The sequence below is a fragment of the Pedobacter roseus genome (assembly GCF_014395225.1).
Lineage (GTDB): Bacteria > Bacteroidota > Bacteroidia > Sphingobacteriales > Sphingobacteriaceae > Pedobacter > Pedobacter roseus.
Window position 1 is genome coordinate 686,620 of sequence record NZ_CP060723.1, and the last position, 14,122, is coordinate 700,741.

A 14,122-nucleotide genomic window follows, 5' to 3' on the forward strand; every position below is an offset into this window, starting at 1 on the left:
AAAAGCTACATCCCTTTTATAAAATATTTGTATTATAGTACTTTCTTAAGCACATCCCAGTTTAAGAGCTATGGAATTTAAAAAATTGAATAAATAAGGATGGAAGCGCAAAACGACAAACCGAATGAAACAAATGACCTGATCGAAAAAGAGCAGGAAATACAGCATTTAAACAATCCGGTTGATATATCGGTAAAACCAATCGTTAAACAATACCTCGGCGAAGTTAAAAAAGTAAAGAAAGAAGGTAACCGTTTTTATTTTTCAGATGGCGATGCAAGGGTAGAGGTAAGGGTAGTAAGTGATGATATTATCAGGGTACGCCTTGCGCCACATGGCGTTTTTCTGGATGATTTCTCTTATGCTGTACCAGAAGTAGATCAAAAGGTTTCTGTTTTTAAAATGCAGGAGCACGAAGATCATTACACCATTTCTACTCACGCGGTAACCTGTAAGATCGAAAAAGCAAACTTTCATATTTCATTCTCCGATAATATTACCAATGTGGTAATGGTTGATGAAGCCAACTCCATGCACTGGGAAGAAAATGTAGATTTTGGCGGTTATTACATTTATGCAACCAAAAAATGCCATCCTGAAGAAAATTTCTTTGGTTTAGGTGATAAATCTGGCAATTTTAACCTGCGTGGCCGCCGTTTCGAAAACTGGAATACTGATGCCTATTCTTTTGGCTGGAACCAGGATCCACTATACAGGACTATACCTTTCTATATCGGTTTGCACAATCAGGCTGCTTATGGTATCTTTTTCGATAATACCTTTAAATCGTATTTCGATTTTGGGAACGAGGATGTAAATAAAACCAGTTTCTGGGCTGATGGTGGCGAGTTACAATACTACTATATCCACGGACCACACATCATGGATGTGGTTAAACGTTATGCAACCCTAACCGGAACACACCCGATGCCGCCAAAATGGACATTGGGTTATCAGCAGTGCCGTTGGAGTTATTATCCTGAAACCAAGGTTAAAGAAATAGCCAAACAGTTCAGAGATCGTAAAATTCCTTGTGATGCCATTTACCTGGATATCGATTATATGGACGGTTACCGCTGTTTTACCTGGAACAAAAAATACTTTCCGGATCCACGGAGGATGATCAAAGAACTTTCTGATGATGGTTTTAAAACCGTTGTAATGATCGACCCCGGAATTAAGGTTGATGATGATTACTGGGTTTTTAAAGAAGGTAAAGAGAAAAGATTTTTCTGTCGCCGCAGCGACGATTATTATATGGAAGGGCATGTTTGGCCAGGCCGTTGCCAGTTTCCTGATTTTACCAACCCTAAGGTACGTAGCTGGTGGGGTAACCTTTACAAAGAACTTGTAGATATGGGCGTGGCGGGTTTCTGGAACGATATGAACGAGCCTGCAGTATTTGGTTCGGGTACTTTCCCTAACGATGTGCGTCATAATTATGATGGTTACCGCGGCTCGCACCGGAAAGCGCACAATGTTTATGGCATGCAGATGGTACGCTCTACTTACGAAGGGCTTAAAAAACTGATGCGCAATAAACGTCCCTTTACCATTACAAGGGCGGGTTATTCGGGTATGCAGCGTTATGCCAGCGTATGGACGGGTGATAATATTGCTACCTGGGAACATTTAAAAATAGGTAATATTCAGTGTCAGCGCCTATCCGTTTCTGGTGTGCCTTTCTGCGGAACAGATATTGGCGGCTTTAGTGGCGAACCGGATGGTGAATTATTTACCCGCTGGATCCAGTTGGGTACATTTTCTCCTTTTATGCGTGCACACTCTGCAGGTGATACTGCCGAACGTGAACCCTGGAGTTTTGGCGAATTTTTCGAAGACATTAACCGTAAGTTTATCGAGTTAAGGTACCGTTTAATGCCATACCTGTATTCTGTGTTTTGGGAGCACCACCGTTATGGCTTCCCGATTTTAAGGCCATTGGTGATGCTAGAGCAGGAAAATATCAGTAACAGTTTCCGCCAGGATGAATTCTGTTATGGTGATAAATTGTTGATCTGCCCGGTTTTAGAACAAGGCGCAATATCAAGAAAAGTATACCTTCCAAAAGGAACATGGTACAATTTCTGGACCAACGAAATCCTGGATGGTGGTAATGAATATACCGTTGATGCAAAGATAGACAGTATGCCGATGTTCGTGCGTGCAGGTACCGTTTTACCCGAATATCCGGTAATGCAGTATGTGGATGAGAAATCGATCACAGAGGTAGTGCTGAATATTTACCATAGCGATTACGAAGTGAATTCGTACATGTACGAAGATCATGGAGATACCTTTGCCTACGAACAGGATATTTACCTGGAAAAGAAATTTACTGTAAAAGGCGATAGCAAGGCCATTAAGGTAAACCAGCGCAGCGAAGGCTTGTATACACCTAATTATGAATTTTATGTCTGCAATATTATTGGCGTAAAATTCCAGGTTAAAAAGATCATTATCGATAATAAAGAGGTTCAGGATTTTTATACCGACGATCAGAACATCCTGCATTTCAAGTGCAATAAAAATTTCTTAGAAATTCAGATCTTAAGTCTGTAACATTTAGCCCCAAATGCTGTTTAGTGTTTGGGGCTTCATTTATCTAGCCAAAATATCTATGTCAGCAAAAAAAGTTCCTGCAAAAAAAGCAGTTTTACCAAAAATCGATAAAAAGAAATCCGTTTGGGTACACAGTTTATTTACCGATTACGACATTGATCTTTTTCTGGTTGGGAAACATTTTAGGCTGTACGAGAAAATGGGTTCACATTTAATTAGTGTTGAAGCCACCGCCGGAACTTATTTTTCGGTCTGGGCACCCAATGCCACAAATGTAAGCGTAGTTGGTAATTTTAACGATTGGAACGACGCGCAGCATCCGCTATATAAACGCTGGGATAAATCGGGTATCTGGGAAGGTTTTATTCCCGGTATTGCCAAAGGCGAGGTTTATAAATATTTTGTTAAAGGTTTTGATGGATCAGAGCATTTAAAAGGCGATCCTTATGCCCGCCGCTGGGAGCACCCTCCACAAACGGCCTGTATTGTTTGGGATACCGATTATACCTGGAAAGATAATACCTGGCTCAGTAAAAGGGCGAAATTAAATGCGCTGGATCAGCCTATATCCGTTTACGAAATCCATCTAGGCTCCTGGGAGCGTGATCCTGACAACCCTGAGCGTGTATTAAACTGTAGGGAAGTAGCCAGCAGGCTCGTGCCTTATGTAAAAGAAATGGGGTTTACCCATGTAGAACTAATGCCGGTAATGGAATTCCCTTATTTTCCAAGTTGGGGATATCAGATTACAGGTTATTTCGGTGCAAGCTCGCGTTATGGCTCACCGCAGGATTTAATGTACCTGATCGATGAACTGCACAAAGCCAACATTGCCGTGATACTCGATTGGGTTCCTTCTCATTTTCCTGGCGATAGGCATGGTTTATATGAGTTTGACGGTACGCATCTCTACGAACACGCCGATATGAAAAAAGGCTTTCATCCTGATTGGAAATCCTACATTTTCAACTATGACAGGAACGAAGTCCGCTCTTTTTTAATCAGCAATGCCATATTCTGGTTCGATCAGTATCATGCAGATGGACTCAGGGTTGATGCGGTGGCTTCTATGTTATACTTTAATTTCTCAAGGGAAGACGGCGATGCGGCAACCAATGAATATGGTGGAAGTGAAAATATTGGTGCTATCCAGTTTCTACAAGACCTGAATGTGGCCGTTTATGGTAATTTTGAAGGCGTGCAGACCATTGCCGAAGAAAGCAGCACTTATCCGGGGGTAACCCATCCGGTACATAATGGCGGATTGGGTTTCGGTATGAAATGGATGATGGGCTGGATGAACGATACGCTGAAATATTTTAAAGTAGATACCCTTGCCAGGAAACACCACCATCACCAGTTGAGTTTTAGCATGACTTACGCTTTTACCGAAAACTTTATGCTGCCTTTTTCGCATGATGAAGTCGTACACGGTAAATCGCCCATGCTGTATAAAATGCCTGGAGATGACTGGCAGAAATTTGCCAACCTGAGGGCGCTTTACGGTTATATGTTTACCCATCCGGGATCAAAACTGCTGTTTATGGGGAATGAGTTCGGTCAAACTAATGAGTGGAACTTTACCCAATCGCTCGATTGGCATTTGTTGCAATACCCGCCTCATAAAGGGATGCAGGAAACGGTTAAAGCCTTAAACTTCCTTTACCGGAAAGAACCTGCGCTTTATCATTTCAATTTTAGTTACGAAGGTTTCCAGTGGCTCGATGCCGATAATGCAAACGAATCGGTATTCACCTACATGCGCAAAGGGCCAAAAGCAAAAGATACTTTGGTAATTGCCATAAATTTAACCCCGGTAGTCCGCGAGAATTATAAAATCGGTGTACCTTTTAAAACCAAGTGGAAAGAAATTTTCAATACCGACGATATTGTATATTACGGCGGAGGCATTAATAACCGTGGTGATATTGTGCCTCACTTAGCAGGTTACAATGGGCAGGAATATTCGATAATGGTTGATCTGCCACCATTAGCTGTAACTATTTTCAAAAGCAAATAAGATTAATTTCATTTTTATATCACGCCAAAACTCGTTAATTTATTATCTCTTTTGTTGGTCAATTAATTAGGTAGTGTGAAGGGTTAATGCCAGTCTGATCTTGATAGGCTTAAAATAAGAAAAGCCTCCCATTGCTGGAAAGCTTTCTTAAACTCTGGAGTGGAAGCTTCCAGAGAGGGTGCAAATATACGATATCTCTTTTCTCCTGCAAGTATTATTTGCTAAATTATTTATATAAAGGCAATCAGCTTGCGCTATTGGCACTGACACTAGTTTATCGGATATCTATTTTTAGTATGAGTATTCCTGATTTGTTTGCTTTTTATTTGTGACAGCATGCTTTCTTAACATGGGTTACAAAGGCGTTATTTAGTTTTGTCGCAGTTACAAAAAAAATAAAATGAACGTTTTAAAAACCGTTTCCTCCGTTTTTACGTAACGAAAAGATAACCCTAAATTTTGCTCTCCCAAACAAATTGAAGCGGTTTTTTTGTCTATTCTTATTATTAGGACTTTTATCGGTCCTCTCTGGACCTTTGTATGCACAATTGTGTACGAATCAAAGCCGCGTATATGCTAGTTTTCAGGATTCACAAAGTGCTCCGGCGGGGCTAGGCTCGGTATCTATCAGCAATAATACGAAGTCAGTTGATACGGATCCTGCAACAGCATCTACTTTATCTGTAAATAATGTGCTTGGCGCTTCTTCCATTACACAATACCTGGAGTTTAGTACTGATGGTACCCACAACGGCAAGAGATTGCTTCCGGCAACTACACCAGTGATTGTAAAAGTATCTATCCCGTCTTCTTTTTTGGCAGTGGCAGCAACTATTGAGGTAGGTACCTTTATTGGTTTAAATACCGCAACAAAAGTAGCCACCAGAACCTCACTTTACTCGGCCTCTACAGTAGGGCTATTAAATGGAGCAGGTGCTATCGAAATCCCGTTAACCCCCACTCAGGCGTATAATGGTGTTTATGTTAAATTTTCGGCGCCCGTTATTTCAGTCGGGGCATCAGCCGAAATATACGGGGCTTATATTTTAGAAGACAATCCATTGGATATCGAATGCGATAAGGGTATCGATGTATTAACCGGAGTTAACGGCGCAGGTCTGTTAAATGCTACTGCTTCAATTAGCAATCCTTACGCAGCGATAGACGCAGATCCTACCTACGCCACTTTTGCTACCATTAATACCGGGTTGCAGGCCGCCAATGAGGCTTATCTCACTGCCATATTTGCCAGGCAGGGGCAACCGCTCGATTCGATCAAAGTAGTTTATGATGGCGGTGGAGGGTTAAGTCTGTTTAGTGGCTTTACCATTCAGCCCTATTTAGGCGATGCCCTTGCTGGCGGTGCTTTTAACAATGGAAATGTAACCATTAAATCAATTCCAAACACGACAAAATTCGAAGTTTCCTTTCCGGTTTCAACTGTTTTCGATCGGGTAAAAATTTCCTGGGGCGGTTTACTGGCCATTGGGACCGAACTTCATATTTATAATGTAACCAACGTAATACCCAAACCTATACCCTTAATTGATGGACAACAGCTTTATAGTGCTAACGTATGTTCTGGTCGCGCCACAATCTTATCTATCAGTAATCTGCAAGATTGTACAACTTATAAGTGGTATGCAGATAAAACCACTACCACTCCTTTGTTTACAGGTAATACTTATAGCTTAGGTATATTGCCCGTTGGTGATTATGTGTATTACGTAGAATCGAGGCGTAACAACTGTATTTCATCCATTTCTGAAAGGGTAAAAGTAACCATCAAGGTTAATCCACTGCCAACGGTTTCTGCTACCAACGCAGTTTCTTGTAGTGGTTCTGCGGTAAACCTTGCTGTAGATAACCCGCTTTCTGGTATCACATATAATTGGTATGATGCTGTTACAGCTGGTAATTTAAAACATTCGGGTAATACTTATACCACGCCTGTACTTACCGCAAATACGACTTATTATGTTGAAGCAGTAAATCAGGTTACGGGCTGTGTGAGCGCTAACCGGGCAGTGCTTGCTATTCAGGTTAAGCCAATTGCTGTGATAGGTGTTACAACAGGTACGAATAAAATCTGTATCGGTTCGGTTACTATGCTAAGTAATTTAAATGCTGGAGGCAGCTGGTCGAGTGCTAATCCGCTCGTTGCCACTGTAAACGCTAATACTGGTGAGGTAACAGGCGTTGGGGCCGGCTCAACAATAATCAGGTATACCATTCCAGACGGACCAGCTATCTGTTCAAATTTTACCGATTTTAATTTAACCGTAGCATCTCCTCCTAATTTAACATTAGGGCCAGTGCCAGAAATTTGCTCGGGCTTCACCAGCTCGTCATTAAGTTATACCAATCCGGTAAACAGTCCGGAAACTTATAGTATTAGTTGGAGCACAGCAGGATTTACATCAATAAACAACCAGGCTTTACCCTTAGGCAATATTCCTTTTACGGTGCCTTTTGATGCCGCAACACGTATACATTCAGGCATCCTCACCATCAAAAATGCCGATGGCTGCAGTACTCAGCTCAATTTTACCATTAAAATAAACCCCAAACCACCAGCGCCGCATGTGTTGGTGCCCATAACATCACAATATTAATTAAACAAATTAAAAATCCCCATCCCCATGAACAGTACCATTAAAAAAAGCTTATTCGTAATTGCATTATTGCTGATCTGTAACTTTTTACGCGTTTCGGCGCAAATTACGCCAACCACAACAGGCGTTAACCTATTTTGCAAAGGTTCCGATCTTACCCTGCCTGCACCTCCCGCTGGCTCAAATTGGATAGTAAGGTTTAGTGCATCATCTACCACTACACCATCTACAGTAATTACTTTAGTAAGTGGAAATCAAATTGCTGCGGCAAATTTACAGAACGGATATTATTACTTAAGCTCAAAATCTACCACGGCAGGTTCATGCGAATCGGATATGCAGGAAATCCCGGTTTATGTGCTTAAACCACTGGTGCCTGATTTTGCCGCGGCTAATTTTTGTGTGGAAACGCCAATCGCACAGCTTGGAAGTATTACCAATCCGGAAGATCCAACCATTACCACTTTAGCTTATCAATGGTATACTGTAGTAGGTTCAACTGAAACTGCAATTACTGGCGCAACCCAAAAAGATTATACACCAGTTTCGCCAACGGTGGGTATTACAAAATACCGCTTAAAAGTGGGTTATGTAATTAATGGTAATAAATATTGCGCGCAAACGGTAGATCATGATGTAACGGTAACAGCCAAACCAACAAAACCAACCATCACACCTGCACAGATTTCGGGAACAGCCAGCGCAGTTACTTTTTAATTGCGGGTAACACATTTTTTCCTATTTGTAAATCTATAAATGAGGCTTAGGTTTTATACCTTCCTGTTTATGGCTTTTCTGTTATTTTCATTTATAACAGCATTTAGCCAGACCGTACCCAATGGGCGGCAGAAAATCACGATCAAAAAAGGATCGTCGGTTTCTTTGCGTGCAAATTCGGGAGGGGCTACCACGTACATCTGGTTTAAAGATGGCGTATTGGTGCCTGGTCAGAACAAACAGAACCTCATTACCGCTACCGCAGGGGTTTATAAAGTCGCGGCAATCAATAGTTTTGGATGTACATCCGACCTTTCGGATGAGATAGAAGTAGAGGTGATCAGTGTTCCTCAAGCCGATGTAGCAATCACCAAACGCTCGGAAACCAAAAATGTACTCAGTAACCAGATTTTTGATTATTATCTGGATGTGCGGAACAATGGTGCCGATGATGCTACACTTGTTAAAGTGAAGGATGTTTTGCCTGATAACCTCATTTTCGAAAGCCTGGCGCTACCTACAGACGGTGAAGCAGCTTATGATCCGGTTACAAGGACTATCCAGTGGGGGATAGCATTCTTAGGCAATGGAAAATTTGCAGAACTCGTAGTGCATGTAAGGGCTAAGCAGCCCGGTATGGTTAGCAATACTGCAACCGTAACGGCGACCGAAAATGATCCAAAATTATCAAACAACACTTCAACCGATTTAAAAGAAATTTCAGGTTTAAGGATACCAAATGTATTTACACCCAATGGGGATGGGAAAAACGATACATTTTATCTCGAAAATCTGCAATCTTTCGAATATAACGAGGTAACGGTAATCAATAGATGGGGGAGTACAGTATATCAATCAAACAAATACCTAAATGACTGGACCGCTCCGGGATTAAGTGATGGGACTTATTTCTATGTGGTTAAGGTGAAAAATGGTAATGCCGATTGGTTGGAGTATAAGGGTTATATCACCATCATCAGGTAAACACAATTAAGCTAATATGATAAGTTTAAAAAAGATCATTTTTGTTGTTAGCTGTTTTTGGTGTGCAACATTGCATGCTCAGCAGAACGCGCAGTTTGGTCAGTATGTTTTTAACGGGATGTACATTAATCCGGCATATACAGGGTATAAGGAAGAACTTTATCTCCAGGCATTCGCACGGGCACAGTGGACAGGTGTAAAAGGTGCGCCGCAAACCTTGTCTGTTTCTGCTGATGAAGCCATTAATGATGAAAGCCTGGGCATAGGGGCCATTATCACTAAAGATAAGATCGGTGCACAAAGTTCGCTAAATGCTTCGGCTAATTTCGCCTACCGCATTAAGTTAGATCGTACTGAAACTAATATCCTCGCTTTTGGCTTAGGGGTTGGGGTGATTCAGACCGGCTTGAACGGAAATTTGCTCGACCCGATTGAGCAAGGCGACAACCGTATTCCCACAGGTAGCATTAGTCAGGTAATGCCCGATATTCGTGCCGGCATCCATTATTCTAACGAGAAATTTTTTATCGGTTTCTCCGCAGATAATCTTTTGTCCAAATCTTTATCTGTTTTTACTGATTATAACCTGCTCAATGTTAAGGTACAGCCTCATTTTTATTTAAGCTCCGGTCTGGCACTTCCCTTTAGTGATGAATTTGTATTTAAACCCACTTTTTTAATTAAAGATGACCTCCATGGACCAACCTCTTTAGATTTAAATGCATTTTTACTGGTGAAAGAGCGCTTTTGGCTGGGGGCGGTGTATCGCACATCCGTTAAAATATATCCCAAACAGAATTTAGAAAATAATCTTCGTGATCGTGCTGCCATTGGATTTATTACCGAATTGTTTGTTCGTCAAAACCTGCGCCTTGGCTATGGATATGATTATAGTTTGAATAAACTGGGCAACTACGATTATGGTTCGCACGAAATTTCTGTAGGGTATTATCTTGTTACCAAAAAGAGCAGAAGGCCAAAGTGTTACTTTTAGTTTAGCACTTTTAGGTGTACTCTTTTGGGTTGTTTGATTGATGGGCTCAAGGGTAAACAAATCCATAGTCTCCATGTTAAGTCTATAATAGCAATTTATCATGAATGTGTCAATTAATCGGGTAATAGATCAAGATGCCAATCTCAAAGTATGGCTATCCGATCAAGAATTCCTTTTCAGCAGATTAAGGGCTCATGATGCCAGTGCTTTCAAAATGCTCTATCAAAAATATGCTGCGGCCATCTACGGATCAATTATCAGGCAGGTTAGCGATGAGGAAAAAGCAAAATCGATTTTGGCGCAAACCTTTTGCGATGTATGGCAATCTTTTGCCAATTACGACGAAACCAAGCTACAAATATTTACCTGGATCAATCAGCTTGCGGTGCAGAACATTAAAAAAGCTACCGTATAATAAGTTTTTGGCAGCAGAATCGTCTCAATAGCCTGTTTTATTTTTATGTTCCAGTTGGATTTGCTATTATTAAGGGTCTAAAGTCTATCCCTATATTGTATGCTCGAATCCCGCAAGGTATTTTTAGTTAACGCTGTATTGAATTATTTCAGCAGTTTAAACCCGATAACGCCGGGTTTTATTCAGGAAATTGAAAAAAATCTTCAACCCATCCTCGTTAAAAAGAATAAGTACATTCTCTCACCAATTGACAACAATGATGACGTTTTTTTTGTGGTAAGTGGATTGGTAAGAGGGTTTATCAAAGATGATGGCAAAGAAATCACCACCTGGATCAGTTTAGGTAATGAATTTATCGGTGCAATCCAGCATCCTGATGAAAACATCCAGCCCTCAATTGAATATTTACAAGCCCTCGAAAATTCTGAACTGGTACCCATGCCACGCACATTTATAAATAAGTTGTATTCAAGTCATCAGGAAACCAATGTAATCGGACGGAAAATCCTGGCCCTCCAGTACCATGCTGCTTCAGAGCGATCAATCCTGGCCCGTATCCCTTCAGCTGAAAGGCGCTACGAAAAATTTCTGGAGTTAAATTCTTTTGATGTGTCCAAGGTCCCGTTGCGCTGTATTGCCAGTTATTTAGGCATGCGCCTGGAAACGCTGAGCAGGATCCGTAGCAGGTTGGTAAAAGAATTGGTATAGTTGTATTGATTAAATTCTTATTTAGTATTATATTTATGATATGGAAATAATCCTTGAATTATTACTTGTGCTGCTTTCCATCCCTTGGAAAAAGATTGGGAAGTGGCTGGAGTTTGAAAAATAACGTAAACTGAATATGAACGAAGCGCTGTGGAATAAGGTCTTGCAATTTGATCTCGATAATCCAGGGGGCGATTATTCTTTTTCGGTTAGGTTGGCCAGTGAAAACCGCTGGATAAAAGACTTTACCGAAAAAGCCATTTTGGAATACAAAAAGTTTATGTATCTGGCAGCTGTTTCTGAGGTAATGGTTTCGCCTTCTGCCATTGTTGATGTAGTTTGGCACCAACATCTTATTTTCAGCCAATCTTATGCTGATTTTTGTGTTTTATTGGGTAAAAACATCCAGCATATTCCATCAACCCATAACAAAGCACAATTTGATCAATTTAAAAAAGCGGCCGAACAAACCCGAAAACTTTACACCGATCATTTTGGCCAGCAGCCCGAAAGTATTTGGCGTTATGATACAATGTTGGATAGCTTGAGTCTTGAGCCGGCAAAAGTTAAAATTGGTTTCTTTGCGTTGTTTGGTATATTTGCAGTCATAGTACTCTCCATCCCATTTTATTACCTGCTCAAGCCAATTTATATTCATATTGATAATCCCAATTTTATTTTGTGTTTTGTTGGGGTGTGGCTTGCGGCTTATGTAATCATTCATTTATATACAAAAAGCAGGTTTAAAGAAATTGCGCACAGCTTCGACAAACAATCATTTGTATACCATCTTAAGCCATTCGAAGTTATTTATCTCAAAGGCCATAAAATGGAAGATGTCATAAATGGGGCCGTAAGTGAACTGATCCATTCTGGCGCGATAAGAGTTGATTTAGGTCGGCGGATTTGTATTTCAGATGAAAAGGAGGGGCTTACCGGAGAACAGCTCCAGGTAATTACTACTTTAAAAAATAGGGGCAGTTTTTTTTATCCTCAATTGCTGCAATCGCTGCAAACGAAGGCGATTTTTAGAAACACGGCCAGAAGTATAGATCAGTTGAGATGGTGTTTTAATCAATCTTTACAGTTTGCGAAACTGTTTTACCTGAATTTTATCGTTTTCGCGGCGCTGATAATTTTCCCTTTAATCCGATTGGCGACTGGTATTTCGAGGGGTAAACCTGTTTTTCAGGTGGCAGTTTTATTGGCGCTTTTAATTGTTTTTGCTGTTAATTATCTATATAAACTCAATCAGCAGTTTTTTAGCCGCACAATGCCCGATCTGTATAAAGAAACCATTTTGCCCGCAATAAAAGAAGAACAAGATTGGCGTTGGGATTATTTTTTGTATGGTTCGGCGGTATTAACTGCAAGCCTGATCCCTCTGGTAAATTACCAAAGAAGTAGCACTGTTTATGCAGGAGGCGATGGCGGGAGTGGAGGCGGTTCATGTGGCTCGTCCTGCGGAAGCTCTTGCGGAAGTTGTGGAGGCTGCGGTGGTGATTAACCAAAAAAAAATCTTTAACAAATTTTCAATAAATTAAAATCTTCATCAAATCTTAATCTTTCTGCAGTAATATTGTAGGCATAAGGGGTGAGAGCCTTATATCAACTTCATAGTTGAGAGCGTTAATTTAGATAGAGGGTGTAGCCAGTGGCTACATCCTTTTTTATTTTGATAACAGCCATTATGCCAATGTCAGGTTTTCCTCTTCCAGTTGCTTCAGCAGAGCTGGTACCTCGTTCCAGTGGTTAATCCGCTGGTGATGATCTTTTTCTACATTATGGAATGCCGTAAACATTAAAGGTTTGCCTTTACAGAAATCGAGGTTTTTGCAATGATCATCAATTAAGTAATCAGTATCTATAATGCTTTTGTCGCCGCATAAGATGATGTTCTTCCAGCTGATGAAAGGGAAATGCTCTGCCAGCCATTCGTGTTTTTCGAAAAGCGATAAGGGAAATTCCATGGCGGCCGAAACGATATAGATCTCGTAGTCTTCCATTAGTTTTTTTACGGCTTCAACAGCACCTTCCATAACCGGCAGGTTCCTGAAAAAGCCCGTTCTATTACAGATCTTCATTACCATTGCCCTATCAGGAAAAAGTTCTTCCTCCGATTTGCCTTTTATATCGTTTCGGGTAAGCGAAATGCCTGTTTCTGCCTGGTAGGTCTGAAGTATATGATCTTCTATGTCGGCGAGAACGCCATCCATATCAATGCCTATTGTCTTTTTCATAGTTTGCTGTATTTTGCAACAAAAATATTTAATATTGCAATATATTGCAAATTTTAATTGATTTAAATTTTTATATTTGCAATATATTGCAGTAATATGGTAAAGGAAGAGCGACTACAAATCATCATAGATACCCTTGAAAAAGACAGTAAGGTAAGACTGGATGGGTTAAGTGCATTGTTGAATGTATCAGAGGATACCGTGCGCCGCGACATTAAAGAGCTCGATTCGCAAGGGCTGCTCCGTGCAGTTCGCGGCGGTGCAATTTCCCGCTCTCCTATACCACAGCACTACAGGGATAGGGAAAAATACAACCAGCAGCATAAGCAAGTCATTGCCAACAAGGCTTTGCAGTTTCTGAAAGATGGCCAGGTAGTATTTTTTGATGGTGGTACTTCGGTAGTTGCACTTGCCGCGGTATTGCCAAAAGATTTAAAGATTACCATCATTACCAACAGCTTTCCGGTAGCTAATATTTTAGAAGATCATCCTGGTGCAGAAGTGATATTTGCCGGTGGAAGATTGCACAAAACTGCATTTACCACTATGGGACAGGAAACCATCGATACTTTTAAGAAAGTGAGGGCCGATATCTGTATGTTGGGGATTTGCAGTTTGCACCACAGCATGGGCATTACATCCATTAGTTATGAAGATGCCCAGTTAAACAACATTATAATTAACCAGGCGCAGAAAACCATAGCGCTTTCGGCACTCGAAAAAATAAATACGGTAGAGCCTTATTATGTTTGCCCGGTTACCGATGTAGATGTAATCATTACCGAAACCGATGCTAATGATGCTGCTTTAGCACCTTATAAGCATTTGGGGATCGAAGTGGTTTAAATAACGCTAATTCTATAGTTA

11 protein-coding genes are annotated in these 14,122 nt (G+C 40.8%); 10 read left to right on the forward strand and 1 reads right to left on the reverse strand.

Features of this window, described 5'->3' with window-relative positions:
* Window positions 1-99 precede the first annotated feature (99 nt).
* The 9 genes from H9L23_RS03040 to H9L23_RS03080 all read left to right on the forward strand — a co-directional run bounded on the left by H9L23_RS03040 (window position 100) and on the right by H9L23_RS03080 (window position 12,522).
* Window positions 100-2,562: a glycoside hydrolase family 31 protein gene (locus H9L23_RS03040; protein WP_187593614.1), complete on the forward strand. Its 2,463-nt coding sequence runs from the start codon at window positions 100-102 to the stop codon at window positions 2,560-2,562.
* Window positions 2,563-2,620: 58 nt separating this feature from the next.
* The gene (glgB, locus tag H9L23_RS03045) at window positions 2,621-4,582 is read left to right on the forward strand and encodes a 1,4-alpha-glucan branching protein GlgB (RefSeq protein WP_246474828.1); all 1,962 of its coding nucleotides are present in this window, start codon (window positions 2,621-2,623) and stop codon (window positions 4,580-4,582) included.
* Window positions 4,583-5,130: 548 nt separating this feature from the next.
* Window positions 5,131-7,197, forward strand: coding sequence for an immunoglobulin domain-containing protein (locus H9L23_RS03050; RefSeq protein ID WP_187593616.1), 2,067 nt, complete (start codon window positions 5,131-5,133; stop codon window positions 7,195-7,197).
* Between the two features lie 27 nt (window positions 7,198-7,224).
* Complete coding sequence (locus tag H9L23_RS03055) at window positions 7,225-7,914, forward strand: hypothetical protein (RefSeq protein WP_187593617.1); 690 nt, start codon at window positions 7,225-7,227, stop codon at window positions 7,912-7,914.
* Window positions 7,915-7,983: 69 nt separating this feature from the next.
* Window positions 7,984-8,898 carry a T9SS type B sorting domain-containing protein gene (locus H9L23_RS03060; RefSeq protein ID WP_187593618.1) on the forward strand — a complete coding sequence of 305 codons (915 nt, stop codon included), beginning with the start codon at window positions 7,984-7,986 and terminating at the stop codon, window positions 8,896-8,898.
* Window positions 8,899-8,914: 16 nt separating this feature from the next.
* A complete protein-coding gene (locus H9L23_RS03065) occupies window positions 8,915-9,892 on the forward strand; it encodes a PorP/SprF family type IX secretion system membrane protein (RefSeq protein WP_187593619.1) in 978 nt (325 codons plus the stop codon).
* Window positions 9,893-9,992: 100 nt separating this feature from the next.
* Window positions 9,993-10,307: an RNA polymerase sigma factor gene (locus tag H9L23_RS03070; protein ID WP_187593620.1), complete on the forward strand. Its 315-nt coding sequence runs from the start codon at window positions 9,993-9,995 to the stop codon at window positions 10,305-10,307.
* Window positions 10,308-10,406: 99 nt separating this feature from the next.
* Entirely contained in the window at window positions 10,407-11,015 is a 609-nt protein-coding gene (locus H9L23_RS03075; RefSeq protein WP_187593621.1) for a Crp/Fnr family transcriptional regulator, read from the forward strand.
* A 136-nt stretch (window positions 11,016-11,151) separates the two neighbouring features.
* Entirely contained in the window at window positions 11,152-12,522 is a 1,371-nt protein-coding gene (locus H9L23_RS03080; protein WP_187593622.1) for a glycine-rich domain-containing protein, read from the forward strand.
* 181 nt (window positions 12,523-12,703) lie between these two features.
* Here the strand turns inward: H9L23_RS03080 and H9L23_RS03085 are convergent, their stop codons facing one another.
* Complete coding sequence (locus H9L23_RS03085) at window positions 12,704-13,255, reverse strand: 5' nucleotidase, NT5C type (protein WP_187593623.1); 552 nt, start codon at window positions 13,253-13,255, stop codon at window positions 12,704-12,706.
* A 96-nt stretch (window positions 13,256-13,351) separates the two neighbouring features.
* Between H9L23_RS03085 and H9L23_RS03090 the strand changes: the two genes are divergently transcribed.
* Complete coding sequence (locus H9L23_RS03090) at window positions 13,352-14,101, forward strand: DeoR/GlpR family DNA-binding transcription regulator (RefSeq protein WP_187593624.1); 750 nt, start codon at window positions 13,352-13,354, stop codon at window positions 14,099-14,101.
* Window positions 14,102-14,122 lie beyond the last annotated feature (21 nt).

What these genes read in the sequence shown, in the direction of transcription:
- H9L23_RS03085 (WP_187593623.1), bottom strand. Translation starts at nt 13,255, where the DNA reads ATGAAAAAGACAATAGGCATTGATATGGATGGCGTTCTCGCCGACATA.
- H9L23_RS03065 (WP_187593619.1), top strand. Translation starts at nt 8,915, where the DNA reads ATGATAAGTTTAAAAAAGATCATTTTTGTTGTTAGCTGTTTTTGGTGT.
- H9L23_RS03060 (WP_187593618.1), top strand. Translation starts at nt 7,984, where the DNA reads ATGGCTTTTCTGTTATTTTCATTTATAACAGCATTTAGCCAGACCGTA.
- H9L23_RS03075 (WP_187593621.1), top strand. Translation starts at nt 10,407, where the DNA reads ATGCTCGAATCCCGCAAGGTATTTTTAGTTAACGCTGTATTGAATTAT.
- H9L23_RS03090 (WP_187593624.1), top strand. Translation starts at nt 13,352, where the DNA reads ATGGTAAAGGAAGAGCGACTACAAATCATCATAGATACCCTTGAAAAA.
- H9L23_RS03055 (WP_187593617.1), top strand. Translation starts at nt 7,225, where the DNA reads ATGAACAGTACCATTAAAAAAAGCTTATTCGTAATTGCATTATTGCTG.
- H9L23_RS03080 (WP_187593622.1), top strand. Translation starts at nt 11,152, where the DNA reads ATGAACGAAGCGCTGTGGAATAAGGTCTTGCAATTTGATCTCGATAAT.
- H9L23_RS03040 (WP_187593614.1), top strand. Translation starts at nt 100, where the DNA reads ATGGAAGCGCAAAACGACAAACCGAATGAAACAAATGACCTGATCGAA.
- H9L23_RS03070 (WP_187593620.1), top strand. Translation starts at nt 9,993, where the DNA reads ATGAATGTGTCAATTAATCGGGTAATAGATCAAGATGCCAATCTCAAA.
- glgB (WP_246474828.1), top strand. Translation starts at nt 2,621, where the DNA reads ATGTCAGCAAAAAAAGTTCCTGCAAAAAAAGCAGTTTTACCAAAAATC.